General features: G+C 63.1%; 28 protein-coding genes and 1 tRNA gene. 19 read left to right on the forward strand and 10 right to left on the reverse strand.

The features are described from left to right. The first annotated feature begins 56 nt into the window (after positions 1-56). The 3 genes from ACYU8T_RS07400 (at position 57) to ACYU8T_RS07410 (ending at position 2,702) form a co-directional block, all read left to right on the forward strand. Entirely contained in the window at positions 57-611 is a 555-nt protein-coding gene (locus tag ACYU8T_RS07400) for an opacity protein (RefSeq protein WP_097091987.1), read from the forward strand. Between the two features lie 122 nt (positions 612-733). Beyond that, positions 734-2,089: an amidohydrolase gene (locus tag ACYU8T_RS07405; RefSeq protein WP_461158977.1), complete on the forward strand. Its 1,356-nt coding sequence runs from the start codon at positions 734-736 to the stop codon at positions 2,087-2,089. A gap of 25 nt (positions 2,090-2,114) precedes the next feature. Next, positions 2,115-2,702, forward strand: coding sequence for an arsinothricin resistance N-acetyltransferase ArsN1 family B (locus ACYU8T_RS07410; protein WP_461158978.1), 588 nt, complete (start codon positions 2,115-2,117; stop codon positions 2,700-2,702). On the opposite strand, the gene ACYU8T_RS07415 is transcribed toward ACYU8T_RS07410, so the two are convergent. From ACYU8T_RS07415 to ACYU8T_RS07430, 4 genes are read right to left on the reverse strand one after another with little or no spacing between them, the layout of a single operon-like run. Next, the gene (locus ACYU8T_RS07415) at positions 2,699-3,730 is read right to left on the reverse strand and encodes a nucleotidyltransferase domain-containing protein (RefSeq protein WP_461158979.1); all 1,032 of its coding nucleotides are present in this window, start codon (positions 3,728-3,730) and stop codon (positions 2,699-2,701) included. The two genes, ACYU8T_RS07410 and ACYU8T_RS07415, sit on opposite strands and share 4 nt — an antisense overlap. Next, positions 3,727-4,590, reverse strand: a complete 864-nt coding sequence (locus ACYU8T_RS07420) for an HprK-related kinase A (protein WP_461158980.1) — start codon at positions 4,588-4,590, stop codon at positions 3,727-3,729. The genes ACYU8T_RS07415 and ACYU8T_RS07420 overlap by 4 nt, the downstream gene beginning before the upstream one ends. After that, a complete protein-coding gene (locus ACYU8T_RS07425) occupies positions 4,587-4,868 on the reverse strand; it encodes an HPr-rel-A system PqqD family peptide chaperone (protein ID WP_461158981.1) in 282 nt (93 codons plus the stop codon). Before ACYU8T_RS07425 ends, ACYU8T_RS07420 begins: the two co-directional genes overlap by 4 nt. 59 nt (positions 4,869-4,927) lie before the next feature. Continuing rightward, positions 4,928-5,293: a hypothetical protein gene (locus ACYU8T_RS07430; RefSeq protein ID WP_461159774.1), complete on the reverse strand. Its 366-nt coding sequence runs from the start codon at positions 5,291-5,293 to the stop codon at positions 4,928-4,930. A gap of 173 nt (positions 5,294-5,466) precedes the next feature. Between ACYU8T_RS07430 and ACYU8T_RS07435 the strand changes: the two genes are divergently transcribed. The 7 genes from ACYU8T_RS07435 (at position 5,467) to phoB (ending at position 12,884) form a co-directional block, all read left to right on the forward strand. Next, entirely contained in the window at positions 5,467-6,720 is a 1,254-nt protein-coding gene (locus ACYU8T_RS07435) for an ATP-binding protein (RefSeq protein WP_461158982.1), read from the forward strand. Between the two features lie 145 nt (positions 6,721-6,865). Further along, positions 6,866-7,918 (forward strand): substrate-binding domain-containing protein, encoded by a 1,053-nt coding sequence (locus tag ACYU8T_RS07440; RefSeq protein WP_461158983.1) that lies wholly within the window; start codon positions 6,866-6,868, stop codon positions 7,916-7,918. A 9-nt stretch (positions 7,919-7,927) separates the two neighbouring features. Next, positions 7,928-9,322 carry a phosphate ABC transporter permease subunit PstC gene (gene pstC, locus ACYU8T_RS07445; protein ID WP_461158984.1) on the forward strand — a complete coding sequence of 465 codons (1,395 nt, stop codon included), beginning with the start codon at positions 7,928-7,930 and terminating at the stop codon, positions 9,320-9,322. Between the two features lie 106 nt (positions 9,323-9,428). Next, positions 9,429-10,673 carry a phosphate ABC transporter permease PstA gene (gene pstA, locus ACYU8T_RS07450; RefSeq protein WP_461158985.1) on the forward strand — a complete coding sequence of 415 codons (1,245 nt, stop codon included), beginning with the start codon at positions 9,429-9,431 and terminating at the stop codon, positions 10,671-10,673. A 5-nt stretch (positions 10,674-10,678) separates the two neighbouring features. Further along, positions 10,679-11,467, forward strand: coding sequence for a phosphate ABC transporter ATP-binding protein PstB (pstB, locus tag ACYU8T_RS07455; protein ID WP_028055672.1), 789 nt, complete (start codon positions 10,679-10,681; stop codon positions 11,465-11,467). Between the two features lie 17 nt (positions 11,468-11,484). After that, on the forward strand, positions 11,485-12,180 hold the full coding sequence (gene phoU / locus ACYU8T_RS07460; protein ID WP_097091996.1) for a phosphate signaling complex protein PhoU: 696 nt from the start codon (positions 11,485-11,487) through the stop codon (positions 12,178-12,180). A gap of 2 nt (positions 12,181-12,182) precedes the next feature. Next, a complete protein-coding gene (gene phoB, locus ACYU8T_RS07465) occupies positions 12,183-12,884 on the forward strand; it encodes a phosphate regulon transcriptional regulator PhoB (RefSeq protein WP_461158986.1) in 702 nt (233 codons plus the stop codon). 247 nt (positions 12,885-13,131) lie between these two features. On the opposite strand, the gene def is transcribed toward phoB, so the two are convergent. Continuing rightward, a complete protein-coding gene (gene def / locus ACYU8T_RS07470; protein ID WP_097091998.1) occupies positions 13,132-13,662 on the reverse strand; it encodes a peptide deformylase in 531 nt (176 codons plus the stop codon). A gap of 48 nt (positions 13,663-13,710) precedes the next feature. Next, complete coding sequence (recR, locus tag ACYU8T_RS07475; protein ID WP_461158987.1) at positions 13,711-14,307, reverse strand: recombination mediator RecR; 597 nt, start codon at positions 14,305-14,307, stop codon at positions 13,711-13,713. 53 nt (positions 14,308-14,360) lie between these two features. Here recR and fmt point away from each other — a divergent pair, with 53 nt between their 5' ends. Then, positions 14,361-15,269, forward strand: coding sequence for a methionyl-tRNA formyltransferase (gene fmt, locus ACYU8T_RS07480; RefSeq protein WP_201514637.1), 909 nt, complete (start codon positions 14,361-14,363; stop codon positions 15,267-15,269). Positions 15,270-15,398: 129 nt separating this feature from the next. After that, a complete protein-coding gene (truA, locus tag ACYU8T_RS07485) occupies positions 15,399-16,136 on the forward strand; it encodes a tRNA pseudouridine(38-40) synthase TruA (protein WP_461158988.1) in 738 nt (245 codons plus the stop codon). 39 nt (positions 16,137-16,175) lie between these two features. On the opposite strand, the gene ACYU8T_RS07490 is transcribed toward truA, so the two are convergent. Then, on the reverse strand, positions 16,176-16,895 hold the full coding sequence (locus tag ACYU8T_RS07490; protein ID WP_461158989.1) for a queuosine precursor transporter: 720 nt from the start codon (positions 16,893-16,895) through the stop codon (positions 16,176-16,178). A gap of 88 nt (positions 16,896-16,983) precedes the next feature. Between ACYU8T_RS07490 and ACYU8T_RS07495 the strand changes: the two genes are divergently transcribed. After that, positions 16,984-17,060, forward strand: a tRNA-Arg gene (locus tag ACYU8T_RS07495). Positions 17,061-17,153: 93 nt separating this feature from the next. Here the strand turns inward: ACYU8T_RS07495 and ACYU8T_RS07500 are convergent. Both ACYU8T_RS07500 and fsa read right to left on the reverse strand, forming a co-directional pair. Then, on the reverse strand, positions 17,154-17,504 hold the full coding sequence (locus ACYU8T_RS07500; protein WP_461158990.1) for an antibiotic biosynthesis monooxygenase family protein: 351 nt from the start codon (positions 17,502-17,504) through the stop codon (positions 17,154-17,156). Between the two features lie 72 nt (positions 17,505-17,576). After that, positions 17,577-18,230: a fructose-6-phosphate aldolase gene (fsa, locus tag ACYU8T_RS07505; protein WP_461158991.1), complete on the reverse strand. Its 654-nt coding sequence runs from the start codon at positions 18,228-18,230 to the stop codon at positions 17,577-17,579. Between the two features lie 140 nt (positions 18,231-18,370). On the opposite strand from fsa, the gene ACYU8T_RS07510 reads away from it, so the two are divergent. The 5 genes from ACYU8T_RS07510 (at position 18,371) to ACYU8T_RS07530 (ending at position 22,684) form a co-directional block, all read left to right on the forward strand. Next, entirely contained in the window at positions 18,371-19,036 is a 666-nt protein-coding gene (locus ACYU8T_RS07510) for a DUF2490 domain-containing protein (RefSeq protein ID WP_461158992.1), read from the forward strand. 45 nt (positions 19,037-19,081) lie between these two features. Next, positions 19,082-21,253: a primosomal protein N' gene (locus tag ACYU8T_RS07515; protein WP_461158993.1), complete on the forward strand. Its 2,172-nt coding sequence runs from the start codon at positions 19,082-19,084 to the stop codon at positions 21,251-21,253. Next, positions 21,253-21,423, forward strand: a complete 171-nt coding sequence (locus ACYU8T_RS07520; RefSeq protein ID WP_461158994.1) for a DUF1289 domain-containing protein — start codon at positions 21,253-21,255, stop codon at positions 21,421-21,423. The genes ACYU8T_RS07515 and ACYU8T_RS07520 overlap by 1 nt, the downstream gene beginning before the upstream one ends. After that, complete coding sequence (locus ACYU8T_RS07525; RefSeq protein WP_461158995.1) at positions 21,413-21,778, forward strand: hypothetical protein; 366 nt, start codon at positions 21,413-21,415, stop codon at positions 21,776-21,778. The genes ACYU8T_RS07520 and ACYU8T_RS07525 overlap by 11 nt, the downstream gene beginning before the upstream one ends. Before the next feature lie 555 nt (positions 21,779-22,333). Next, a complete protein-coding gene (locus ACYU8T_RS07530; protein WP_461158996.1) occupies positions 22,334-22,684 on the forward strand; it encodes a hypothetical protein in 351 nt (116 codons plus the stop codon). An 85-nt stretch (positions 22,685-22,769) separates the two neighbouring features. Here the strand turns inward: ACYU8T_RS07530 and ada are convergent, their stop codons facing one another. Continuing rightward, positions 22,770-23,834 carry a bifunctional DNA-binding transcriptional regulator/O6-methylguanine-DNA methyltransferase Ada gene (ada, locus tag ACYU8T_RS07535; RefSeq protein WP_461158997.1) on the reverse strand — a complete coding sequence of 355 codons (1,065 nt, stop codon included), beginning with the start codon at positions 23,832-23,834 and terminating at the stop codon, positions 22,770-22,772. A 105-nt stretch (positions 23,835-23,939) separates the two neighbouring features. Here ada and ACYU8T_RS07540 point away from each other — a divergent pair, with 105 nt between their 5' ends. Continuing rightward, positions 23,940-25,487, forward strand: a complete 1,548-nt coding sequence (locus ACYU8T_RS07540) for a S1C family serine protease (protein ID WP_461158998.1) — start codon at positions 23,940-23,942, stop codon at positions 25,485-25,487. Positions 25,488-25,554 lie beyond the last annotated feature (67 nt).

A 25,554-nucleotide genomic window follows, 5' to 3' on the forward strand; every position in this document is an offset into this window, starting at 1 on the left:
GCTGCTCCCGTTACCCTCGGGCATCTGATGATCAAGGCTCAAGGGAGTAGCCACATATGAAGAAGTATCTTTTCGCAGCCGCCATGCTGGCGGCGCTGCCTTCGCTAGCTCATGCGCAGGAAGAAGCTGCACCTGACGGCACCGAAGCCTTCGGCATCGAACCCTATGTCGGTATTCTGGGCGGCTATCACACCTTCGATCGCCGTTCCGAATTCGGCAGCGTACCTGGTGAAACGATCATGAACGGCGCGATCATCAGCGGCGTTGCAGGCGTCAACGTTCCCCTCGGCCCCGTCTTCGTCGGCGTCGAAGGTAACGCCACCAAGGGCTTTTCGGACATCGACTGGGAATATGGCGTGAAGGGCCGCTTCGGCGCGCGCGCTGGTGAAAGCGGCATGATCTTCGCTTCGGCCGGTTATCAGTGGGTCAACGGCAAGCAGGGCTGGCCGAACCGCAAGGATTGGATGTACGGCGTCGGCGTTGAAGTCGGTCCGAAGGATATCGGCCTTGGCGGCATCACCGGCAACAGCGGCATTCGCCTGCGCTTCCAGACCGAAACCTATGATTTCGACAGCTTCCGTCCGACCGCAGGTGTGATCTTCCACTTCTGATCCCGTCGCGGCAGAATAGGATCAGGCGCTCGTCCTCCCAAGGACGGGCGCCTTTTCATGTCAGCCACTTTCCTTGTGCCGCGAAATCTTCCTATGCTCCCATCGCACAGGGAGAATAGCCGATGCGTCACGCGTTCAATCTCATCATGGCCGCCGCCACCTTTTCGTCTGCCGCGACTGCACAGACCGGTGCCGCGCCTGTTGACACATCTCCCGTTCCGCAACTGAACGAGATAAATGCTGAGATCAGCCGCGACATGAGCGGCCTCATGACGCTTTACCGCGACCTTCATGCCCATCCTGAACTGTCGGAACAAGAAACAGCGACCGCTGCAAAGCTTGCGCGCCGCCTTAAGGCGATGAAGTTCGATGTGACTGAGAAGGTAGGCGGCACCGGCGTCGTCGCGGTGATGAAAAATGGCGAGGGACCGGTTCTCCTCATCCGCGCGGACATGGACGGCTTGCCGGTCACGGAACAGACTGGCCTTCCTTTCGCATCGAAAGTGCGCACCAAGACGCCGGATGGGATCGAAACCGGCGTTATGCATGCCTGCGGCCATGACACGCATATGACCGCCTTCATCGAAACCGCCCATCTGCTCTCGTCAAGGAAGGATCGTTGGCGGGGGACACTGGTCATGATCCTTCAGCCAGCAGAAGAGGTCGGACGCGGCGCACGCGCGATGTTGGACGATGGGCTTTACACCCGCTTTCCCCATCCGACCCATGCCATTGCCTTTCATGACGCGGCCAACCTGCCGGCAGGCGTCATCGGCTACACGCCAGGCTATACGCTCGCCAATGTCGACAGCGTGGACATAGTGGTGCGCGGCACCGGCGGCCACGGCGCTTATCCCCAGACTGCCAAGGACCCCATCGTGCTCGGCGCACGGATCGTGGGAGCGCTGCAAACCCTGGTCAGCCGCGAGCAGGACCCTCTCGACCCCGCTGTCGTCACGGTCGGCAGCTTCGTGGGCGGCGCCAAGCATAATATCATCCCTGACGAGGCGAAGCTGCTCCTCACCGTCCGCAGCTATTCCGACGAAACGCGCGAACGCCTCATCCAGGGCATCAAGCGTATCGCGCGCGGCGAAGCCATTGCGGCAGGCGTTCCCGATGATCGAATGCCGATCGTGTCCGTGAAAGATGAATTCACGCCAGCCGCCTATAATCCGCCCGCCTTCGCCAATGAAATGGCAGGGCTGCTCAAGGCGCACTTCCCCGAAGGCCGGGTGATCGAGACAAAGCCATCAATGGGGGGCGAAGATTTCGGCCGCTATTACCGGGCTGACAAAAACCTCAACAGCTTCATCTTCTGGGTCGGCGGCGTTCCCGCGGACCAGATGGCAAAGGCAGCAGCCGGTCAACTCACCCTACCCTCCCTCCACAGCCCCTTCTGGGCGCCAGAGGCCGACAAGGTCATCGCCACCGCAAGCAAGGCCATGACCGTGCTCGCCCTCAACATCCTCAAGCGATAAGTCGCGGCATCGGGGGGCCTAGAACATGACGGCAAGGATAAGGATCGCGGTAGAGGATGACGCGCCTTGCGTGGCAGCAATCTACGCTCCCTATGTGCTGAACAGCGTGATCTCCTTTGAAAGCGTGCCGCCGGACGCAGCAGAGTTCAGGACCAGGATAGCTGCCTGCCTACCCGACTATCCCTGGTTGATCGCAGAGGTGGAAGGCCAAGTCGCCGGCTATGCTTATGCCGGACCCCATAGCGCGCGAGCCGCTTATGACTGGTCCGCCAACATCTCCGTCTATCTTGCCGCCGATCATCACAGGCAGGGGATAGGAAAGCGCCTTTACGACATGTTGGTCACTCTGCTGCGCCATCAGGGTTATCACAGTCTATTTGCAGGCATTACCCTGCCGAACCCGGCCAGCGTAGCTATCCATACCGCTCTGGGCATGAAAGAGGTCGGCATCTACAAGGAAGTCGGTTTCAAATTCGGTGCGTGGCATGATGTCATGTGGATGGGCATGGCAATCTCGCCCGCCACAGCCCCGCCAGCACGGCCGACACCTTTCGCGGCGCTTCAAGATCTTGCGCAGATCGTCCCGGGTCTTGGCGCGGGGCCCGATCGCTAGACGGGCCGGTGCCCCTTGCGCCACTTGGTCAGCAAATGCCGCGCCAGCATGAGCGGCGGCATGCGCAGCCAGTGGGAACGGACGTAAAATGCGAAGCGGAGCAGCTTGCGCGTTTCGCGACCCCAGCCATCGCGCGCGAGCAAGCGAGCAATGAAAATGCGGTCACTCCATCTGGGGCAATAATCGGCCTGAATGGGCGCGCGAAGCTGGCGGACAGGAGAGCCGAACAAGCCATGCGCCAGCCTGAGCGCACGCAACACCACTGCATATAACTGATGTTCCGCAGCCCTTTTGAGCAGAGCCAGGTCGAAATCCGGTGTCCGTTCCCGAAACTGGCAGCACAGGCAATGAATATCCCACAGGTTGCGGAGCCCACCCGCCAGGTCGCCGTCTGCGAACAGATGCGCGGCCGAATGACAGATCATGTCCTCGGGCGCCAGCACCATCAGACGATCAGTCACCGGCACCGCATCCGCCAGCATCACCTCCACATCGGGTGTCGGACGCGCTGTCAGCGGCAGGATCGTATGATGCACATCGATCATCCTGTCGCGCTCACGGTGGATCATCGGCGGCAATTCATGCATCCATTGCCGGTAATAGGCGTCGTCATAGGCGTCTTCCTTGACCCACTCCCAACCCGCCGCGATCAGCCGGTCTTCGGCTTGGCTCAACTCATTCTGAGGAAGCAGGATGTCGAGATCGCCGATGAACCGCCCTTCCCCGGCTTTCAGCCCAGCGGCAGCATAGGCTGTGCCCTTGAGCAGCAACACTGGCTCCCCAAGCGCCTCCGCCGCCCTGTCCGCCTCCCACAGGGCCTGCCGCGCCTCCCGCGCAGCGTCCAGCCGGGCATCGGCAAGGATCGGCCGGACGCTCTCGGGCACGCATCGCTCATCGAGCGCCAGCGCCAATGTTCCGATCAGCCGCTCCGCCCTCGCGGCCGCGATCAGCGCGTTCCATCCAGCCTCATCCAGAGCGCTGACCACATCCGGATCCCTCAGGACCGAAACCAGCAGCGCCGCGCTCATGCGAGTTCTTCCCACAGACGCTCGACCATGGCGATCGCGTCTTCTCCCGAAGGAAAGTCGATGGCCCGCGCAGGGACATGCTTCACAAATCGGGTCAGGGCGCCAAAGCCCGCTTCTCCCAAGGCGACATAGTTGGTGGAAGCCTGGGTCAGGCGCATGAAAACCTCGCCCTGACCAACCGGCCGGACATCGACGGCATGTCCGAAGCGCGGGAAAAGCAACAGCGCGGGCCGTGCTCCCTCTCGCATCCGTGCAACCGCATCGGCGCGGGGGACGAGGTGCCGGATGTCCCCTTTCGCCGTATTCCCCAACAAAGGCCCCATGCGATCGGCGGAGACTTCGGCGGCGATCACGTCGATGGCGCCGTTCTTGAGCGAAACGAGCCGGGGAAACGGCAGCAACTCCCCTGTAACAAAGTCCAGCAACGCGAATTCATCACCCATGAGACGCCAGCCGCGTTCGCCAAGCTGGGCTGCAAGCGTCGATTTGCCGGACCCGGACTCGCCGGTCATGACAAGGGCTCGCCCGCCCTTCTCCACGCTCGACGCATGGAGCAGCAGATGCCGCCGCCAACCCAGCGCCATCTGTAGGTTCATCCCCATTTCGGCGGCGAGCAGCCCGTGGTTCAGGCTCATCGGCGCCGCATCCGCCAGCCCATGGTCGCCCGTTATGAAGATGGACGGGCGGAACCATTTCCTCAGCAAAGCCGTCGGCTCCAGCCTCACGGTGAAATCGGCTGTCTCTCCGCTCGACTGGGGATAGCCCGCATAGAGCTCCGCCAGCTGATGCAGCGGCTGGCGCCATGCGGAACCGATGCGGAAGGACGCAGGGCCGATCGTCAGGGAAAGCTGGTGCCTCACGACCGGCACACCAGACCGAGCGCAGTCAATGATTCCAGATGCGCTTCGAGCTCAGCGATGGCCTGTTCCGGCTCGCCCAGATCATAATGACGTTCCAGCCGGGCATGCAGTTGCGCTGCCGTAGCGTCAGCTTCCTCGTCCAGGGCGTCCAATATCTCCGGTACAGGGCTGATCATCATATGTGTCTGGCCTGACGCGCGATGATAAAGGAGCGTGATATCCTCCAGCACGCATGCAACAGCGTCCTTGTCTCGATGATAACGACGCTCTGCGGTCACGATCTGCTTTCAACTCCCCCGGCGGCGCTCCTCTGTAGCGTACAGGAGTAAGCAGTTGCCTAACGCGGCATTTGCAATGATGCGTAGCAGGTAAAGCCGCTGGTCCCGGATTGAAGACGGCGGATATAGTTCAGATAGGCCTGATTCTGCTCATAGCTGGTGCCGGGCAGCCGTCCGCCGCGCAGGGCCCGCCGGACCTCCTCACCGCTATAGCTGCGTCCCTGCGTCGGCACGGCTCCCGCCGTCCCAGCCGGAACGACCTGACCATTGGGGGCGATATATTTGCCAGCCCGCGCCTGATCGGGAACCGGGATCGTGCAGTTCAGCACCGATGCAGCCGTGTTGGCCAGCGCCGGACGAATGGACACGATCGCAGACGCCGCCACCGCGCCACCCATCAAGATCTGGCGGCGCGAAGGCACCATGGAATCGACGTTCCGCTCCGTACCTTCTGCAGGTGCGGAATCGGAAAGATGCTGTCCGGACGATGGCTCTGTCATATCATCCTGATCCGCTATCGCGCTTGCCAAAGCGTAAAGAATCCACGCTATTGCGCCAGCCATTGCAGCAAAGCAGCCAATAATCCAGCACGGTAACCATGAATCGACTGAGCATTTCCCAGATCATCGCCTCGCTGGCCATGCTGTTCCTGGCTACCGGATCGACATTGCTGATGGGCGCGCCCCTGTGGGCCATAGCTCTCCCGGTACTTGCGGGTATCGCCGTCCTCCTTATCACGGCGCAAGGAACGCCGCTTGAACCGATCCCGCCATCTCCGGCCGAACAAGCGGCCAATATCGCCGACCACCCGGACTTTGCCGACCTCATGGAGGCCATCACCGACCCGCTGATGCTGATCGAGCGCGGCCGGATCGTCCGCGCCAATCGCGCCGCCCAACGCTTGCTGGGCGCGCATATCGAAGGTGAGGACGCCCGCATAGCCATCCGCCATCCCGCCGCGGCCGAACGGCTTGCGAGCCTCGCTCCCATGTCGGAGGCCATGATGCTCGACCTCGTCGGCCTTGGGACACGCGATCAGCGCTGGCAGATGCGCATCGCGCCGCTCGGCGCTGAAGGTGATATCCGTCGGCTCGTCCATCTTGCAGACCATAGCGGAGCCTATGCAGCGGAAAAGATGCGGGTCGATTTCGTGGCCAATGCCAGCCACGAACTGCGCACCCCGCTCGCGGGCATATTGGGCTTTATCGAGACGCTCGGCGACCCCGACCTTGGCCGCGACAATGATACCCGGCAGCGGTTCCTCAAGATCATGGATGGCGAAGCGCGCCGGATGCAGCGGCTGATCGACGATCTCATTTCCCTCTCTCGGATCGAAGCGGAAAAATATCGGGCGCCTGACAGCCCGATCGATCTGGGGTCATTGGCGGCTGAAGTAGTGGGAGTCTTCCGGACGAGCCATGGCGAGCGGGGCCGTGAGGTGAAACTGGACGTCACCCCCGGCCTGCCGGAAGTCGCCGGAGACCGGCCGCAGTTGTCGCAGCTTCTGCACAACCTGATCGGCAACTCGGTCAAATATGGGAAGGCGGGCACGCCGATCCGCGTGAGCCTGGCCGCAGGCCCAAGCGGCATGACCCGCCTGATGGTCGCGGACGAAGGCGAAGGCATCGGCCCCGATCACCTTCCCCGGCTCACCGAACGCTTCTACCGCGTGGACTCGGGCCGCAGCCGCGCCGTGGGCGGCACGGGCCTTGGCCTCGCCATCGTCAAACATATCGTGGAACGACACCGTGGCAGGCTCGACATCACGAGCACGCCCGGCAAAGGGACGACGATCACCGTGCTGCTGCCTCCAATGCCCCTCGAAGAGAAGATATCCGCGTCCAGGCTTTGAAAGAAAATCTGCGATCCGGTGGGCAGACCGGTGGCTATGTCATAAAAGTGCAATTGGATTGTCACAAAGGCGCGACGTACCGCGGCTAAGGCGCCCGCAGGGGGGCGGCGATTGCGAATCGCGGCCTTGATCAAGGAGACTATCCGTGAAGCATTTCGCTCTGATGGCTGCTACCGCAGCAGCCGCTCTTACCCTCGCCGGTTGCGGCGAATCTGGCGGCGGCGCCAGCGCAACGCGCGACCAGATCCGCGCGGTTGGCTCATCCACCGTCTACCCCTTCGCAACGGCCGTCGCCGAGATGTTCGTGCAGGGCAATTCCGGCATGAAGTCGCCGATCATCGAATCGACCGGCACCGGTGGCGGCGTGAAGCTGTTCTGCGCTGGCGTCGGTGCACAATATCCGGACATCGCCAACGCCTCGCGCCGCATGAAGAAGGCCGAGTTCGAAGATTGCCAGAAGAATGGCGTCAAGGACATCATCGAAATCCAGGTCGGCGTCGACGGCCTCGCCTTCGCTGAATCGAAGGCCGGACCCGGCTTCAAGCTGACGCCCAAGATCGTCTATGAAGCGCTTGCCGCAAACCCCTATGGCAAGGGTCCGAACAAGGCGGAAACCTGGAAGGACGTCGATCCGAGCCTTCCCGCGACCGCCATCAGCGTCTTCGGCCCGCCATCGACCAGCGGCACGCGCGACTCTCTCGCCGAACTGGTGCTGACCAAGGGCTGCGAAACGGATCCTGCCATGAAGACGCTCAAGGAAAAGAGCGAGGACGAGTTCAAGGCGACCTGCACCCGCGTCCGTGAAGACGGCAAATATGTCGATTCGGGCGAAAACGACAATCTGATCGTCCAGAAGCTCGCCGCCAACCCCAATGCGCTTGGCGTGTTCGGCTTCAGCTATCTTGAGGAAAACAAGGACAAGCTGAAGGACGTTTCGCTCAACGGTGTCGAAGCCAGCTATGAGACCGTATCCACCGGCAAATATCCCGGCGCGCGTCCTCTCTACATCTATGTGAAGAAAGCGCACATGACCGCTATCCCAGGTCTTCAGGCATTCCTCAACAGCTTCGCCGCCAACTGGGGTCCAGGTGGCGCGCTGACGAAGCGTGGCATGGTCGCCGCGCCTGATGATGTGCGCAAGGCGAGCGCGGAAACGGTCAAGTCGCTTGCCGTTCTCGACGGTTCGCAGCTCAAGTAAGCGGAAGACATGACAGGTCCTGCAATCCTCCTGCTGCTGGCGGGCCTTGGCGCGATCGCCTGGGTCAGCGCCCGGGCGCGCGCACTGCGGCTGCAAACCGCCGCGCGCGCCTCGGGCCGCCGCGATGCCGTGCATAGCCTGCCGGGCTACCATGGCTGGTATGTCGCGCTGTGGACGCTTGTCCCGGCGGCGATATTCCTCGCCATCTGGGCGAACATCGCGCCTGGGCTCGTTACCCAGGATGTGCTGCACAGCCCGGCCGCGCAGAACCTGCCGGCCGATGATTTCTCGCGCTCGGCGATATTGGGCGAAGCGCGGGCAATCGCGGTGGGATCGCAAGCGGGAGCGTTCAACCCGCTCTCGCAGGGCCTCGTCCAACCCTATAGTGACGCGCTCGCCAAATATGGCATGGCTGGCGCGGCGCTGGCCCTGGTGCTGGCCTTTGCCGGAGGTGCCTACGCCTTCACCCGCGTGCGGCCTGATTTCCGGGCACGCACGCGGGTTGAAAGGCTCGTGATGGCCGTATTGCTCATCGCCTCCCTGCTCGCCATCGTCACCACCCTTGGCATCGTCGTATCGCTGCTGTGGCAGAGCCTCCGCTTCTTCTCGATGGTGAACCCGTTCGATTTCCTCTTCGGCACCAAATGGAGCCCGCAGTCTGCGGCGATGGGCTATGGCAATGACGATGCGTTCGGCGCCGTCCCGCTATTCTGGGGCACCATCTTCATCGGCGCGATCATCGCCATGGTCGTTGCGATCCCGCTCGGTCTGATGGGCGCCGTCTATCTCACCCAATATGCCAGCCCCACCGTCCGCAAATGGATGAAGCCCATCCTTGAAGTGCTCGCGGGCGTTCCGACTGTCGTCTACGGCTATTTCGCCGCTTTGACCGTCGCCCCCGCATTGCGCGACCTCGCCGTGGCGATCGGCATTCAGGGTGCCTCTTCGGAAAGCGCGCTTGCCGCTGGCCTCGTCATGGGCGTGATGATCATCCCGTTCGTGTCCTCCATGGCTGACGACAGCATCGCCGCCGTGCCGCAATCCATGCGCGACGGCAGCCTTGCCATGGGCGCGACCACCAGCGAAACAATCCGCCGCGTGCTGATCCCCGCCGCCCTTCCCGGTGTCGTCGGCGGCGTGCTGCTCGCCGTCAGCCGCGCGATCGGCGAGACGATGATCGTTGTCATGGCTGCGGGCCTGGCGGCAAACCTCACCTTGAACCCCTTCGCGAGTGTCACCACCGTCACGACCCAGATCGTGCAGCTGCTGACCGGGGACCAGGAATTCGACAGCGCAAAGACTCTGGCGGCCTTCGCCCTTGGCCTTGTCCTCTTCGTCGTGACCCTGCTGCTCAACATCGTGGCCCTGCGGGTCGTGAAGAAATATCGCGAGGCTTACGAATGAGCCTTCATATCCGTCATCCGTTCGGGCTGAGCTTGTCGAAGCCCTTCACTTCTCGTCCAGAACTGAAGAGCCCTTCGACAGGCTCAGGGCGAACGGGGTCAATATTGTGAACAGCGAACGCCTCCCCACCGACTGGAAGTCGGACGCAATGCGCAAGCGGATCGCCCGCCGCTATGCGTCGGAACGCCGCTTCAAGGCTGCCGGCCTTCTCGCCGTGGGGCTGTCAGCCGCCTTCCTCGCCTTCCTGCTCTTCAGCATGCTCGGCAATGGATTGCGCGGCTTCAGCCAGACGGAAATCGCCGTGAAGATCGACTTCCCGGCCTCTCCCATCCTGCTTGATCCCTCCGCGATCACGGACGAAGCGCTTGCCAACGCCAATCTGCCGATGGTGACGGGGGAGGCTGTGAAGAAGGCGCTGGGCCCGGATGCCGAAGAATGGGTGTCGCCTGCCGCATGGACGGTCGTTCGCGATGCGATCAAGGCCGACCCCGATATTCTCGGCCGCACGGAGACCCTGCGCCTGCCCGCTTCGACCGGGATCGATCTCGCAGCCAAGAGCGACGGCACGGCGGAAGCGGAAGCCGCAGTGGACCGCCTGGAAAAGGCCGGGCTGCTTTCGACCAGCTTCAACAGCGGCTTCCTGACCGGCAGCGACGGTACGGACCCGACCCGCGTGGGCATCTGGGGCGCGTTCAAGGGATCGCTGCTAACCATGCTGGTGACGCTGGTGCTGAGCTTCCCGATCGGCGTTGCGACCGCCGTCTATCTTGAGGAATATGCGCGCAAGAACTGGCTGACCGACATTATCGAAGTGTCGATCAACAATCTCGCGGCCGTTCCCTCTATCATCTTCGGCCTGCTTGGCCTCTCGATCTTCCTCAATTTCCTGCACTTGCCCCGTTCCGCCGCACTGGTCGGCGGCATGACGCTGGCGCTCATGACCATGCCGGTCATCGTCATAGCGGGCCGCAACGCCATCAAGTCGGTGCCGCCCAGCATCCGCGACGCGGCGCTCGGCATCGGCGCAAGCCCGGTCCAGGTGGTCTTCCACCACGTCCTGCCGCTCGCCCTGCCCGGCATCCTCACCGGCACGATCATCGGCATGGCCCGCGCGCTGGGTGAGACGGCCCCGCTGCTCATGATCGGCATGCGCGCCTTCATCGCGACGCCGCCGGGCGGGATCACTGATCCTGCAACGGTTCTCCCGGTGCAGATTTTCCTCTGGTCGGACGAAGTCTCGAAAGGCTTTGTCGAAAAGACCTCCGCCGCCATCATCGTCCTGCTGGTCTTCCTGCTCGCGATGAACGGCCTCGCCATCTACCTGCGCAACAAGTTCGAAAAACGGTGGTAACAATGATGCACGAACCGCAAACACTGGTGCCCGCCACCGAAACCAAGATGACCGCGCGCGACGTGAAGGTCTTCTACGGCGAAAAGCAGGCGATCAAGGGCGTCTCGATCGACGTCGACATGGACAATGTGACGGCTTTCATCGGCCCATCGGGCTGCGGCAAGTCGACCTTCCTGCGGACACTCAACCGCATGAACGACACCGTCGCTTCGGCGCGGGTCGAAGGCACGATCACGCTCGATGGCGAGGATATCTACGCCCCGTCGATGGACGTGGTGCAGCTGCGCGCCCGGGTCGGCATGGTCTTTCAGAAGCCCAACCCATTCCCCAAGTCGATCTATGAAAACATTGCCTACGGCCCCCGCATCCATGGCCTGGCGCATGGCAAGGCGGACCTCGACGTCATCGTCGAAAAGTCGCTGCGCCGCGCGGGCCTGTGGGACGAGGTGAAGGACCGCCTGCACGACAGCGGCACCGCGCTTTCGGGCGGCCAGCAGCAGCGCCTCTGCATCGGCCGCGCCATCGCGGTCGAACCGGAAGTCATCCTGATGGACGAGCCCTGCTCGGCGCTCGACCCGATCGCCACCGCCAAGATCGAGGAACTGATCCACGAACTGCGCGGCCGCTATGCCATCGTGATCGTCACCCACAATATGCAACAGGCCGCCCGCGTGTCGCAGCGCACCGCCTTCTTCCACCTGGGCGAACTGGTCGAATATGGCGTGACATCGGACATCTTCACCAATCCCCGCCAGGAGCGGACCAAGGACTATATCACCGGACGCTACGGCTGAACCGGGGGAGACGAGACATGGCTGAACATACGATCAAGGCGTTCGACGAGGAAATCGACAAGCTGCGCGGCCTCATCGCCGAAATGGGCGGACGCGCGGAAGCCGCCATCGAGAACGCGATGCTGGCGCTCCAACGTCAGGACAAGTCGCTCGCGGCCCAGGTCGTCGCCGACGACAAGCGCATCGACGCGATCGAGGCCGAAGTCGAAAAGCTGGTGATCCAGGTCATCGCCCTGCGCGCGCCCATGGCAAACGACCTGCGCGACGTGATCGCCGCGCTCAAGATTGTCGGCGTGGTCGAGCGGATTGGCGACTATGCCAAGAATATCGCCAAGCGCGTGCCGCTGATTGCCGCCAACCAGCGTACGCTGGAGCCGGTCTCGCTGCTTCCATCCATGGGTCAAGTCGCGGCTGAAATGGTGCATGACGCCCTCAATGCCTTCGCCGCGCGTGACGCAGATCTCGCGCTCGCTGTCATCGAGCGCGACACGGTTGTGGACGACTTCTACAACAGCGTCTTCCGCACGCTCGTCACCTTCATGGTCGAAAATCCCAAGACGATAAGCGAGTGCGCGCACCTGCTGTTCGTCGCCAAGAATATCGAACGGATCGGTGACCACGCGACCAACGTAGCCGAGATGGTCTACTACGCCGCGACCGGCCAGACCCTGCCGGAGCGCGAGCGCGGCGGCACCCAGCCCCTGGAGGACTGAATATGGCGAGAGCCAAGATGCTTCTGGTTGAAGATGACGCGGCCCTCGCAGAACTTCTGATCTGGCATTTCAAGCGCGAGGATTTCGACGTCGCGCACACCGTCGATGGCGAGGAAGCGCTGCTGCTCGCGCAGGAGAATGTGCCCGACATCGTCCTGCTCGACTGGATGGTCGAAAGCCTGTCAGGCATCGAAGTCTGCCGCCGCCTGCGCCGCATGAACGGGACCGCCAATGTCCCCATCATCATGCTCACCGCGCGCGGCGAAGAAGAAGACCGTGTGCGTGGCCTCGAAACCGGCGCCGACGACTATGTCACCAAGCCTTTCTCTCCCCGCGAACTGGTCGCCCGCGTCGGCGCCGTCCTTCGCCGCGTGCGGCCGGCGCTTGCGGGCGAGACGCTGACCTTCGGGGACGTGGAAATGGACACGGTCGGTCACAAGGTCCGGCGCGGTGGCCAGGTGATCCCGCTCGGCCCGACAGAATTCCGCCTGCTCAAGCATTTCCTGGAGCATCCCGGCTGGGTCTTCTCGCGCGAGCGTCTGCTCGACAGCGTATGGGGTCAGGACAGCGACATCGAACTGCGCACCGTCGACGTCCACATCCGCCGCCTGCGCAAGGCGATCAACGCGGATGGCAAATATCGCGACATCATCCGCACGGTCCGATCGGCGGGCTATGCGCTGGATACGGATGGCGTAGGGTAAAAAAGTCAGTTTACTTGTTGGTTCGCACATGTCCCCCCTCCCGCAAGCGGGAGGGGGTCAGGGGGTAGGCCAGCGCGACGTTCGAGTTCGTCGCCAACGGCCAGCCCGGAAGCTCGCTGCGCTCGCGCCCACCCCTAGCCCCTCCCGCTTGCGGGAGGGGCAAGTGAGCTGAAGGTCATCAATATATCAACAGAAAAAGCGCTCCAGCCGTAGAGCCAGAGCGTTTCCGCAACCTTTTAAGGACGCATCAAGCCGCCTTGCGCGCCTTCGTCAGCTTCTTCAGCAGCATGTCGCGCTTCAGCCGCGACAGATGATCTATGAACAGCACGCCCTGCAAATGATCCATCTCATGTTGCAGGCAGGTTGCCAGCAGACCCTCAAGCTGTTCCTCATGGATGCGCCCGTCCCGGTCCATCCAGCTCGCCCGGATCGTCGCGGGGCGCTCGACCTCGGCATATTGGTCAGGCACCGACAGGCAGCCCTCATTGTAAACCGACAGGTCCGCCGAGCCTTCCAGAATCTCGGGATTGATGAACACCATCGGCTTTTTCACCGAGGGTGCCCCCTCCTCGTCCGATTCGGGCTCCTGCAAATCAATCACCAGCACGCGCTTGGGTACGCCGACCTGGATCGCAGCCAGGCCGATGCCGGGGGCGTCGTACATGGTCTCGAACATGTCGTCGATCAGGCGCTGCAGATCGTCATCGATCGCCTCCACCGGAGACGAAATGGTACGCAGGCGCGGATCGGGCGCCTCAAGGATCGGAAGAATGGCCATGTGGTTAAAATAGCCGCAATGGCGGGCTTTTTCAAGCGACCGCCAAGCTCACGAAACGGGACGCCGTGCCCGCAGCGCCTGTGCCAAAGTCCCCTCGTCCAGATAATCAAGCTCGCCGCCCACCGGCACCCCATGGGCCAGCTGCGTCAGCCGCACCGGAAAGCGCTCCAGCCGCTCTGCCAGATAATGCGCCGTCGTCTGCCCCTCCAGCGTCGCGTTCATGGCCAGTACCACCTCGTCGATGCCGCCCGCCTCCACCCGCGCGATCAGGGCGTCGATGGAAATGTCCTCCGGCCGCACTCCCTCCAGCGCCGATAATCGACCGCCCAGCACATGGAATCGGCCCGGAAACAGCCGCGACTTGTCCAGCGCCCACAGGTCCGCGACATCCTCCACCACGCACATCGCCCGCGCGTCCCGGCGCGGGTCCGCGCAAATGCCGCAAGGGTCTACCGTGTCGACATTGCCGCAAATGCCGCAGGTCACGAGCCGATCGTTCACCGCATCGAGCGCGCGCAGCAGCGGTTCGAGCGCGCTTTCCCGCTTCTTCAGCAAATGCAGCACAGCGCGCCGTGCCGAACGCGGGCCAAGGCCTGGCAGGCGGGACAGCGCCTGCGTCAGCGCATCGATCTCTGGAGAAGCCATGGAACCGAGATAGGGGCTTGCAAGTCCGGGGTCAAAAGAGTTGAGAGGCCACTATGCGCATCATCTACATGGGAACCCCGGATTTCGCCGTCCCCGCCCTCGTCGCGCTGGCCAAGGCTGGGCACGAGGTCGTTGCGGTCTACAGCCAGCCGCCCCGTCCCGCCGGGCGCGGAAAGGCGTTGCGTCCCTCCCCGGTCCAGGCCCGGGCAGAGCAGATGGGCATAGAGGTGCGCACGCCCGTCTCGCTCAAGGACCCGGAGGTGCAATCCGCCTTCGCCGCGTTGAACGCCGATGTCGCTGTGGTGGCCGCCTATGGCCTGATCCTGCCGCGCGCCGTGCTGAATGCGCCCCGCTTTGGTTGCCTCAACATCCACGCGTCGCTCTTGCCCCGCTGGCGCGGCGCAGCTCCCATCCAGCGGGCAATCCTCTCAGGCGACAATGTAACCGGCGTCACGATCATGGACATGGAGGCTGGCCTCGACACGGGCCCGATGCGCGCAAAACATGTGACCCCGATCGAGGACAAGACGGCGGGCACCCTCACTGCCGAACTGGCGCAGGCAGGCGCGGAATTGATGGTGGAGGTACTGGACGACCTCCCCGCACACCCCCCTGTCCCGCAACCGGATGATGGCGTCACCTATGCGGCGAAGATCGACAAGAGCGAGGCGCGCATCGACTTCTCTCGCGACGCCCATCAGGTTGAACGGCAGATCCGCGCCTTCAACCCCATGCCCGGAGCCTTCCTGGAGTATCGCGGAGAACGCTTCCGCATCCTCGCCGCCCATGTCGAGGAGCATGACGGCCAGCCAGGCGAACTCCTCGACAACAGCCTGCTCATCGGCTGCGGTCACGGCGCGATCCGTCCCGCCCTCATCCAGCGCGCAGGCAAGGGCGCCATGTCTCCGGGCGAACTGCTCCGTGGATATGACATGCCCGCTGGGTCGCGCGTCGATGGCTAACGTCGCCTCACCCCCACCCCGTCATCTCAGCGAAAGCTGGGATCTCAGGCCATGTGGCGCTCCCTCTGCCGAGATCCCAGCTTCCGCTGGGATGACGTATGAGAGGATTGAGATCGCGCCACCCCGCTCATGACCCGCTTCGCCTTCACCGTGGAATTTGACGGCCGCCCCTTCATGGGTTGGCAACGGCAATCACATGGCCCCAGCGTCCAGCAGGCGTTGGAGGATGCCATCCACGCAATCACCGGCGAGCGCGCAGTCATTCACGCCGCCGGGCGCACCGATGCAGGCGTCCATGGCCTCGCCATGCGCACCCATGCCGACATCGACAAGCCGATCGCCCCCTTCCGCCTGATGGAAGCGATGAACGCACGCCTGCGGCCGAATCCGGTCGCGATCCTCGCCTGCGAAGTGGTGCCCGATGATTGGCACGCCCGCTTTTCCTGCGTCGGCCGCGCCTATGTCTACCGCATCGCCAACCGCCGCGCGCCGCTGACCTTCGAGGATGGCCTGTGCTGGCGCGTCATCCAGCCGCTCGACGCGAACGCAATGCAGGAAGCCGCCCAGCTCCTCGTCGGCCGCCACGACTTCACCACCTTCCGCTCCGCTCATTGCCAGGCCGAAAGCCCGCTCAAATCGCTCGATCGCCTCGACGTGGAACGGACAGGCGACAGGATCGCCATCCATGCCGAAGCGCGCTCCTTCCTTCACCATCAGGTCCGCTCGATGGTGGGCTGCCTCGCGCTGGTCGGCATGGGCCGCTGGTCGGTCGACGACATGCGCGACGCCCGCGATGCGAAGGACCGCGCGGCTCTGGGCCTCAACGCGCCGCCCGATGGCCTGTATTTCGTGAGAGCGGCCTACTAAAGTCGCGTCATCCCAGCGAAAGCTGGGATCTCAAGCCCCCTAAAGCTTCGTCCGAAACGGCGTGAAATCCGTCCCCTCATCATAGACGTCCAACCCTTCGGCGCGCTTCAGGCTGTTCACCACAACATAGGTCAAAGGCGTCAGCACCGCTTCCCATGTCACCTTCATCAGCCAGTTGGTGACCATCACGGTCAGCACCTGCGCATTGCTCCATTCCCCGAAAAAGGCGAGCGGATAGAAGAGCAGGCTGTCCACCCCCTGCCCGACGATCGTTGATCCAATCGTCCGCATCCACAAATGCCTGCCCTGTGTCAGCAGCTTCATCTTCGCCAGCACGAAGCTGTTGGCCAACTCCCCTGCCCAGAATGCCGCAAGCGACGCAAAAACGATGCGCCAGGTATTGCCGAACACCGCCTCATAAGCTGCTTGGTCCGGCCAGCCTTCCGCAGGCGGCAGCTTCACCACCACCCAGCTCATCAGCGCCATGAACAGCATCGCGCCAAAGCCCGCCCACACGCATCGCCGCGCACGGGCATAGCCATAGACTTCCGTAAGCACGTCGCCCAGCACATAGCCGAGTGGAAAGAAAAGGATGCCAGCACCAAATGTAAAGTCGCCCACGGTGGACAGCTTCGCCGCTCCGATCAGGTTCGACAGCAGCAATATGGCGACGAACGCCGCGATGAAGAAATCGAAATAGCGCATCGGCCGCTCGCGAAGCGCCTGCGCATCGATTTTCCGAACCCCCAAATCGGTCATGGGGCCCCTGCATATCGGCCTGCCGCCCAATTGCAATGGCAGGCATGATTGCGCGCAGGCACAAGCCCCGCTATCGAAGCGCCGGTGCGGCCCCGTAGCTCAGCTGGATAGAGCATTCGCCTTCTAAGCGAATGGTCACAGGTTCGAATCCTGTCGGGGTCGCCATCCGCTTACAAGCGCCAGCCAAACAGCAGCATCAGCAACCCGGCGATCAGGATCGCGGCGGCCAGGAAACCCCAGCCGAAATCAAGGCCGTTCCTATTCACCATCGAGCGGGCTGTCGTCCGGCCGCCCCCACATCAGCAGGTCGTCGGTCACGGTCATGGTGAAGATCGGATCGGCGTCCGCTGGCACTTCAGCGATCGCATCGACAAAGGCGGCGCGAGTTTCCGGCTCGTCATAGACCATCTTCCGGTCGAACGCCGCCCGCCAGGTCTCTTCGTCCGGCCACTCGGCGTAGCCGACAAAGCGCCCGTCCGCGTCTTGATGGAGCCGCGAACCGAAGCTGCCATATTTTTCGCGGATAAGGTCAGTGCCGCGCCGCCATGCCGCGCGGAACTGATCTTCCTTTCCGGGATGCACCCGCCACCAATAAACCGCGACGAACATCGCACCTCTCCTTCATGGAGAGAATGACGCAGCGGGTCAGAGGTTGCGAGGGGATGTTACCCCCCGTTGGACTTAAAGAACCGACTGCCCGGTCTTCTCCCAGTCCGCCAGGAACCCCGCAATGCCCTTGTCGGTCAGCACATGGTTGAACAGCGCCTTGATGACCGAAGGCGGCGCCGTCATTACGTCCGCGCCGATCTTCGCGCTTTCCAGCACATGGATCGGGTGGCGCACGCTTGCCACCAGGATTTCCGTGTCGAACGCATAATTGTCGTAGATGAGGCGGATGTCTTCGATCAGCTTCATGCCGTCGAAGCCATTGTCATCATGCCGCCCGACAAAGGGGGAAATGAAGGTCGCGCCCGCCTTCGCCGCCAGCAGCGCCTGGTTGGCGGAGAAACACAGCGTCACGTTCACTTGTACGCCGTCGCTGGTCAGCGCCTTGCAGGTCTTGAGACCGTCGATCGTCAGCGGAACCTTGATGCAGACATTGTCGGCGATCTTCCGCAGCACGGCGGCTTCCTTCATCATCGTCTCATGGTCAAGAGCGACGACTTCGGCGGAGACGGGGCCGTCGACGATGGCGCAGATTTCCTCGACCACCTCGACGAACTTGCGGCCCGACTTGTGGATCAGCGACGGGTTGGTGGTGACACCGTCCAGCAGGCCAGTGGCGGCCAGGTCGCGGATTTCGTTGGTGTCGGCGGTATCGACGAAGAACTTCATGGGGTCTGCTCCGGGCGGGATGTGCGAATCGGCTCCCCTTTAGCGGCTGATCCCGCCTTTAGCCATTATTGCCAGCGGCAGGCTTTACGGAAACAGCTCCGTAACATTATGACGGCGGCACCTTTCCAAAGGACCGATCGATGCACCGCCATATGCGCCCGCACCACATCAAGGGCGCGCTTCTCCCGTTGGCTGCGGCCTGCGCCACGCCCGCCGCTGCTGCCACCGAAGAATCGCAAGCCTGGATCACCGAATCATTGGTCGTTACAGCCACCCCAGCCGACACGATCATGCTCGACCTCAGCCAGCGGTTCCGCCGCGACAGCTCCAATGGAGAGCAGCAGACGGCCCGCATCCTCATCGATCATCGCATAGCCAGGGGCGTCCAGATCGGCGGCGGCATCGCCTTCTTCCACTCCGAACCGGAACAGGAGCTGCGCCTGTTCCAGCAGGCCACCTTCACGCGCGGCATCTTCCTCGCTCGCACCCGCATGGAGCAACGCTTCTTCGACACGGCCGACCGGCCAAGCTGGCGGCTTCGTCAAAGGGTTCAGGCGTCCATTCCCCTCGGCTCATCAAAGGCCCCTACGCTTATCGCCGCGACGGAATTCTTCTTCCACCTCAACCGCGCGAAGCCCAGCGACAAGACCGGCCTTGCCGTCATGCGCCAGCAGGTCGGCCTGCGCCAGCCGCTCGGCAAATCGCTCGACGCGCAGCTGCTCTACATGCGGCAACAGACCTTCCGCGACAACGCACCCGACGCCGTCGCCCATATCCCCTGGCTCACCCTCAGCTGGAAAATCTGAACGCGCTGCCTTGCCTCCCGCCCTTGAGGCGATAGGGAGAGGCGGATGAGTTCGCGCGCCCGTGTCATCCTGCTGAACGCTGCCCTTGGGCCGCTCGACTATCGCGTGCCGCACGGCATGACCGTGCAGCCCGGTAGCATCATCGTCGCCCCGCTCGGCCCCCGTCAGCTTATCGGCGTGGTGTGGGAAGAGGACAGCTTCCCCGATGTCGAAAGCGTCGGCGACAACCGCCTGCGCAACATCGTGGGGCCAGTCGACGCGCCTCCGATCCCCGAAACCCTCCGCCGCCTGATCGAGTGGACGGCGGACTATTATCTCGCGCCCATCGCATCGGTGCTGCGCATGACGCTGGCGTCCATGTCGGCGCTGGAGAGCGCGCGCACCGTCATCGAATATCGCGCCACCGGCGACCTGCCCGACCGCACGACCGAACAGCGAGCCCAGGCGATGGAGCGCATCGGCGAGCGGCAGGGCCTGATCCGCGAACTGGCGCTGATCGGCGGCGTCAGCGATGCCGTCATCCGTGGCCTCGTGAAGGCAGGCGCATTCGAAGCGGTGGAGGTCAGCATCGACACCCCCTTCCCCCGTCCCGACCCGGATCATGCGCCGCCGCAGCTATCCGACGGTCAGGCCAGCGCCGCAACCGAGTTCGTGGACGCAGTACGCCAACGCGACTTCGCCCCTTTCCTGCTCGACGGCGTCACCGGCTCGGGCAAGACGGAAGTCTATTTCGAAGCCATCGCCGCGGCCATTCGCGAAGGCCGTCAGGTCCTCGTCCTCCTGCCCGAAATCGCGCTGACCGAGCCTTTTCTCGAACGGTTCGAAAAGCGCTTCGGCACAGTGCCCATCAGCTGGCACAGCGGCCTGCGTCAATCCGAGCGCCGCCGGGCATGGCGCGCGATTGCTGCGGGTGAGGCAGCGGTCGTCGTGGGTGCCCGCTCCGCCCTGTTCCTGCCCTATCCCAATCTCGGCCTCATCGTCGTCGATGAAGCGCATGAGGCCAGTTTCAAGCAGGAGGACGGCGTCCATTACCACGCCCGGGACGTCGCCGTGATGCGCGGGCTCATGGAAAAATTCCCCGTCATCCTCGCGTCAGCCACGCCCGCCATCGAAACGCGGCATCAGGTCGAACTTGGCCGCTATCGCGAGATCAAGCTGCCCGCCCGTTTCGGCGGCGCGGAAATGCCTGGCATAGAGGGAATCAACCTCCTCACCGACCCGCCGGAACGCGGCCGCTGGATCGCCCCGCCCCTTATCAAGGCGATCGACGAGACGATGGAGAAGGGCGAACAGAGCCTCCTCTTCCTCAATCGCCGGGGCTATGCGCCGCTGACGCTGTGCCGCCATTGCGGCTATCGTTTCCAATGCCCCAATTGCACCGCCTGGATGGTCGAACATCGCCTGACCAAGCGCCTCGCCTGCCACCATTGCGGTCACGTCATCCCCTCGCCCCGCTTCTGCCCGGAATGCAAGGAAGAGGACAGCCTGGTCGCCTGCGGCCCCGGCGTCGAACGCATCGCGGACGAGGTGAAGGCGCTCTGGCCACAGGCGCGCACCGCCATTGTGACCTCGGACACGCTCTGGTCGCCAGCCAAGGCCGCCGAGTTCGTGAAGTCTGTGGAGGCAGGCGCGGTCGACATCATCATCGGCACGCAACTGGTGACGAAGGGCTATCATTTCCCTAACCTCACCCTCGTAGGCGTTATCGATGCCGACCTTGGCCTTGAAGGCGGCGACCTGCGCGCATCCGAGCGCACTTTTCAACAGATCGTCCAGGTCGCTGGCCGCGCGGGCCGTGGACAAAAACCCGGCCGCGTCTTCATCCAGACCCGCATGCCCGAAGCGGAGGTCATCAAGGCGCTGATCGCGGGCGATTCGGAACGCTTCTACGAAGTGGAGACGGAGAACCGCCGCCGCGCCAACGCCCCGCCCTTCGGCCGCTTCGCCGCCATCATCATCTCCAGCGAGGATGCCGATGAAGCCGCCCAGGTCGCCCGCCTGATCGGCAAGTCCGCCCCGCCGATCGACGGCATGCGCGTCTACGGCCCCGCCCCCGCGCCCCTCTCCGTCCTGCGCGGCCGCCACCGCCACCGCCTGCTGATCCACGCCAGCCGCCAGATCGATGTGCAGGCAGCAATCCGCGAGTGGCTGGACAACATCACCTGGAAGTCAGGAACGCGCGTCGCCGTGGATGTCGATCCCTACAGCTTCATGTGATGGAGACCCCCTGCGTCAATATCTGCAAGCTGGACAAAGCAGGCCGCACCTGCACCGGCTGCGGCCGCACAACCGAAGAAATCGCGCGCTGGCGCGGCATGAGCAAGGCGCAGCGGCAGGCGATCATGGAGCGGCTGAAACGATCGCGTGACGAACGCAATGGGCGATGACTTTTCACGACCATTAAATTGCGATCCAGGAATGCTTCGCAGGTTCCTGATTGCGGACGTTCGTTCCAGAGGGCATTATGCCGCAATGATCATCACACCAGCCGGGATTGCACAACTGCCGCTGGCGAATATCGATGCTGTCGTATTCTACAAGAGGGACCAGATCACGACTGACCTGATTTGCTGCGACGTCGACATGGCTGGTAAGATTTGGACCTTCCATGAGGAGATGAAAGGTTGGGTGGATCTCATTGCACATCTGTCGGCATTGCCGGAGTTCCGGGCCGATTGGTATGAAGCCGTCGTTCATCCACCTTTTTGTACAAGCGAAACTGTCGCGTTTCATCGGCTCTGACCAACCAATTGCGGGCCTTCCGTTGAGCTGTACGGTCCCTCTACAGCTGAAATTCACATGATGATCGCGGGGTTATATGCAGCCGATGAAGCCGAGCTTACGGAAAGCCATGAGGGCACTTCTAGTGTTCGCGACATCTGCCGTGACGTGTCCGGTCCCTCACGCTTTGGCTGGATCAGACCATTGTATGCGTGCGGGCCAACCTACGAAGCCATTGGTCACCAAGTCTGAGACTGCCACGGCTATCTTTTTGGCTGTAGAAGAGGACTTCTTCCCGACAGCAGATCGAACCGCTTTTCCTGACATCGATGTGGACGACGATGGCGCGCATTGGTCCGTCAGTCGGGGGAAATCGCCGGAGGTTACTGTGGAAGGAGATATCATGGTCACGCAAGGCGGCGGCCAGCTATCCCTCCGCATCGCTAAGTGCGATGGTCATATTTCCGATGTTTGGTTGAACAGGTAGCGATCATACTTGGATGCCCGCCACACTTGCAGACGGTCCTCAAAGCCGACACAATGCGTCCCGCAGCGAGCTATTTTAAGGATAAGTAGTTGGGTTGGTTTTCCCAGATGAGAGACCTCTGGCAAACCATGGGCGCTCTTCGCTTCATTCTTTTTTTCGGAGGGCTGACGATCATCATCGTTGGCTTTGGAACAGTTGGCTGGTGGCTCGCAGCAAAGATCGAATGGCCCGATGCCTACGGTTTTCATTGTCGCGGTAAAGGCTGTTTATGGATTGAGTTGGGCCATAGCTATAAGTTGCTCTACACCGCTAAATTTTATGAGTTGCTGCTATTCGCTTGGCTCTGGTTTATTCCGGCGTCGACGGTTTCAACGATCAGCTTCATTTTGACGCGAAGATGGATACGCCGCCGCCGAGACCGAATTAGGCCTCTTCGCTGATTTACAGGACTGAGCCAGCGCTATGTCCGCTATTTGAGTGATGGCCCTGAAACCCGCCAGTCGGCCATCCACCCAAAAGCGCCCCTCACCCGACTCCTCTTTCCCGCTCCAGCAGCACCTTCTTCCGCTCCACACCATAGGCATAGCCACCCAAGCTCCCATCGCCGCGCAACACGCGATGGCAGGGGATCAACACCGCCAGCCCATTATCCCCGCAAGCAGTCCCAGCCGCACGTACTGCACCCGGCCTCCCGATGGCAGCGGCAATCTCCCCATAACTGCGCGTCTCACCCGCCGGGATCGCCCGCAGCGCGCTCCACACCGCCTGCTGAAAGGCGGTGCCGCGCACGTCCATGGGCACATCAACCGGCCGCCCCGGCTCCTCAATCAATTGCACCACCTGCCCCGCCAGCGCGCTCAACGCCCCATCGCCCGGCAGAATCTCCGCCTTGGGAAAGCGTCGCCGCAAATCGTCCTCGCCTTCATCGAAACTGACCCGACAAAGCCCTTTGGCCGTCGCCGCGACCAACACAGGCCCCAAACTGGATCCCATCACCACATAACGGATCGTTACGCCCCGCCCGCCATCCTTCCAGGCGCTTGGGCTCATGCCCAGATGCCGCTCCGCATCGGCGTAGGCGCGGCTGGGCGCATTATATCCCGCCTCATAAATCGCACTGGTGACGCTGCCCTCTTCTTCCAGCGCCGCCTTCAGCCGTTCCGCACGCAGAGATCGAGCGTAGGCGGCCGGTGTCAGCCCCGTCTCCCGCTTGAACAGCCGATGGAAATGATGCGGCGCATAGCCCGCATGCGCGGCGACCTGTTCCAGCGAGGGCGCTATCTCTGAAGCCGCGATGAAGGCTTTCGCCGCCTCCACGGCGACCCTGTCCCGCCCGACCTCATCCGGCAGACAGCGCAGGCATGCCCGAAATCCAGCCTGCCGCGCCGCAGCCGGATCCGGCAGGAAGATCATATTTTCCCGCCGCGGATGCCGCGCAGCGCAGCTCGGCTTGCAATAGATGCCGGTGGTCAGCACCGCGCCCACGAAGCGCCCATCCATGGCCCGGTCCCGCCGCAGGAACGCGTCCCAGCAGGCATCATCATCCAGCGCCAATGGCGTCGAGGCGGAAAGGTCGGTCATCTGGTTCATCCATATGGGATAGCAGGCGCGATCGGGCCAGCCTTCCCGCGCCTTGCGCTCAAAGCAATTCTGCCATTGCCTCCGCCGGGCTTTACCATATGAATGCGCCGCATCATGGTCGCATTTCTTCGCCGTCTCTGCCTCCTGCTGGCCCTTGCCTCGCCTGTCGCCGCGCAGGCGGAACAGCAGGACATCGCCGCCGCCGCGCGCGGCGTCGTCCGCATCGCCATCGTGGCGACCGATGGCAGCGATGCCTATTTCGTCGGCCATGGCAGCGGCTTTGCCGTCGCGCCGGACAAAGTGCTGACCAACGCCCATGTCGTTGAACTGACGCGCGAGGAAAAGAACCTCGTCATCGGCGTCATCCCTTCGGAAGGGCGCAAAAGCTATGGCGGCCGCGTCATAGCCTATTCGCCCGGCAACGACCTCGCGCTCATCCAGCTGGAGGAAGGCCGCCTGCCGGTGAGCACCTTCTACGGCGGCGCCGTCAGCGATGGGCAGCATGTGACGGCGATCGGCTATCCCGGCAATGTCGACCGCGCGCAGGGCCTTGGTCTCAAGCAGATGATCGAACCGCTCGGCACCGTAAAGACCAGCGGCAATGTGTCCTCCGGCCGCTCCAGCCAAAGCTTCGACACGATCCTCCATACCGCACCCCTTGCTGCCGGGAACAGCGGCGGGCCCTTGGTGGACGATTGCGGCCGGGTGCTCGGCGTCAACAGCTTCGGATCGATCTCGGACGGCAATGACGCGGAGTTCGGATTTGCCGTGTCCTGGCGCGAAGTCGCCTCCTTCCTGCGTCAGGCGGGCGTGTCCTCTCTTCATACCGTCGTCCCCTGCCGCTCCATGGCGGAGGCGGACGCTGCCGAAGCCATGCTGACGCAGCGGGAGGCGCAGCGCAGCGAACAATCCGAGCGCGCCAAGGCCGATGCCCGCGAAGCTGAACTGGACAAGGCCCGCGACGCCGCCGAGCGCGACGTCATCTCCGGCCGTGAAAATGCGATGGCGGGCGCGGCTGTCCTGCTGGCGCTGGCAGTGCTTGGCCTTGGCGCAGGCGGGCTTTTCTACAGCCAGGGCCGCGAACGCCGCGCCACATGGTTCCTCGCAGGCGGAGGCGTGCTGCTGTTCGGCGCGCTCGCGCTGTTTTTCCTGAAGCCCAGCTTTTCCAGCATCGATGACCGGGTAAAGCTCGCCGCCAGCGACCAGGTCACGGGCAACAGCGCCTATGCGTGGGAAGGCGAAAATATCTGCGCGATCGATCTCGATCGCAGCCGCGTCACCATATCGCAGGCGAACGACATCCCCTTCAACTGGACCGCGACCGGCTGCGCCAATGGCAACAGCCAATATGTGACCGCCGGCAATGATTGGGAACGCGCCACCATCCCCGAAAGCGGCAACTTCATCGCGCTGAGCCGCTTCGACCCCGCAACCGGCACATTGCGCGTCCAGCGCTGGCTGCCCGATGGCGACACGATGGACAAGGCACGCGCGCTGCTGAAGGATGGGTCGATCAAGGAATGCGGCAACAATCCCGATCTCCTCGCCCGCATAGCCTCGCTGCGCAGCGACCTTGGCGCACTCCTGCCCGCCCAGCCTAACGAGCGCCTGGTCTACCGCTGCCGCAAGGGACGGCTCGCCCCGGCCGACCCGGCGAACTGAAGCGATCCGCGCGGTAAAGCGGGCCGCTTATTCGCTTCGATTCCATCCTTGTGACGGAATCGCGTTC

The organism is Sphingobium sp. TomMM35A (assembly GCF_054771735.1).

Excerpts from the sequence above, each read along its gene's own strand:
- truA (WP_461158988.1), top strand. The coding sequence starts at position 15,399 with ATGACCCGCTTCGCCTTCACCGTGGAATTTGACGGCCGCCCCTTCATG.
- def (WP_097091998.1), bottom strand. The coding sequence starts at position 13,662 with ATGGCCATTCTTCCGATCCTTGAGGCGCCCGATCCGCGCCTGCGTACC.
- fsa (WP_461158991.1), bottom strand. The coding sequence starts at position 18,230 with ATGAAGTTCTTCGTCGATACCGCCGACACCAACGAAATCCGCGACCTG.
- ACYU8T_RS07540 (WP_461158998.1), top strand. The coding sequence starts at position 23,940 with ATGGTCGCATTTCTTCGCCGTCTCTGCCTCCTGCTGGCCCTTGCCTCG.
- recR (WP_461158987.1), bottom strand. The coding sequence starts at position 14,307 with ATGGCTTCTCCAGAGATCGATGCGCTGACGCAGGCGCTGTCCCGCCTG.
- pstC (WP_461158984.1), top strand. The coding sequence starts at position 7,928 with ATGACAGGTCCTGCAATCCTCCTGCTGCTGGCGGGCCTTGGCGCGATC.
- fmt (WP_201514637.1), top strand. The coding sequence starts at position 14,361 with ATGCGCATCATCTACATGGGAACCCCGGATTTCGCCGTCCCCGCCCTC.
- phoU (WP_097091996.1), top strand. The coding sequence starts at position 11,485 with ATGGCTGAACATACGATCAAGGCGTTCGACGAGGAAATCGACAAGCTG.
- ACYU8T_RS07515 (WP_461158993.1), top strand. The coding sequence starts at position 19,082 with ATGAGTTCGCGCGCCCGTGTCATCCTGCTGAACGCTGCCCTTGGGCCG.
- ACYU8T_RS07400 (WP_097091987.1), top strand. The coding sequence starts at position 57 with ATGAAGAAGTATCTTTTCGCAGCCGCCATGCTGGCGGCGCTGCCTTCG.
- pstB (WP_028055672.1), top strand. The coding sequence starts at position 10,679 with ATGCACGAACCGCAAACACTGGTGCCCGCCACCGAAACCAAGATGACC.
- ACYU8T_RS07430 (WP_461159774.1), bottom strand. The coding sequence starts at position 5,293 with ATGGTGCCTTCGCGCCGCCAGATCTTGATGGGTGGCGCGGTGGCGGCG.
- ACYU8T_RS07415 (WP_461158979.1), bottom strand. The coding sequence starts at position 3,730 with ATGAGCGCGGCGCTGCTGGTTTCGGTCCTGAGGGATCCGGATGTGGTC.
- ada (WP_461158997.1), bottom strand. The coding sequence starts at position 23,834 with ATGAACCAGATGACCGACCTTTCCGCCTCGACGCCATTGGCGCTGGAT.
- ACYU8T_RS07405 (WP_461158977.1), top strand. The coding sequence starts at position 734 with ATGCGTCACGCGTTCAATCTCATCATGGCCGCCGCCACCTTTTCGTCT.
- ACYU8T_RS07510 (WP_461158992.1), top strand. The coding sequence starts at position 18,371 with ATGCACCGCCATATGCGCCCGCACCACATCAAGGGCGCGCTTCTCCCG.
- ACYU8T_RS07490 (WP_461158989.1), bottom strand. The coding sequence starts at position 16,895 with ATGACCGATTTGGGGGTTCGGAAAATCGATGCGCAGGCGCTTCGCGAG.
- ACYU8T_RS07435 (WP_461158982.1), top strand. The coding sequence starts at position 5,467 with ATGAATCGACTGAGCATTTCCCAGATCATCGCCTCGCTGGCCATGCTG.
- ACYU8T_RS07500 (WP_461158990.1), bottom strand. The coding sequence starts at position 17,504 with ATGTTCGTCGCGGTTTATTGGTGGCGGGTGCATCCCGGAAAGGAAGAT.
- ACYU8T_RS07410 (WP_461158978.1), top strand. The coding sequence starts at position 2,115 with ATGACGGCAAGGATAAGGATCGCGGTAGAGGATGACGCGCCTTGCGTG.
- ACYU8T_RS07520 (WP_461158994.1), top strand. The coding sequence starts at position 21,253 with ATGGAGACCCCCTGCGTCAATATCTGCAAGCTGGACAAAGCAGGCCGC.
- phoB (WP_461158986.1), top strand. The coding sequence starts at position 12,183 with ATGGCGAGAGCCAAGATGCTTCTGGTTGAAGATGACGCGGCCCTCGCA.
- ACYU8T_RS07525 (WP_461158995.1), top strand. The coding sequence starts at position 21,413 with ATGGGCGATGACTTTTCACGACCATTAAATTGCGATCCAGGAATGCTT.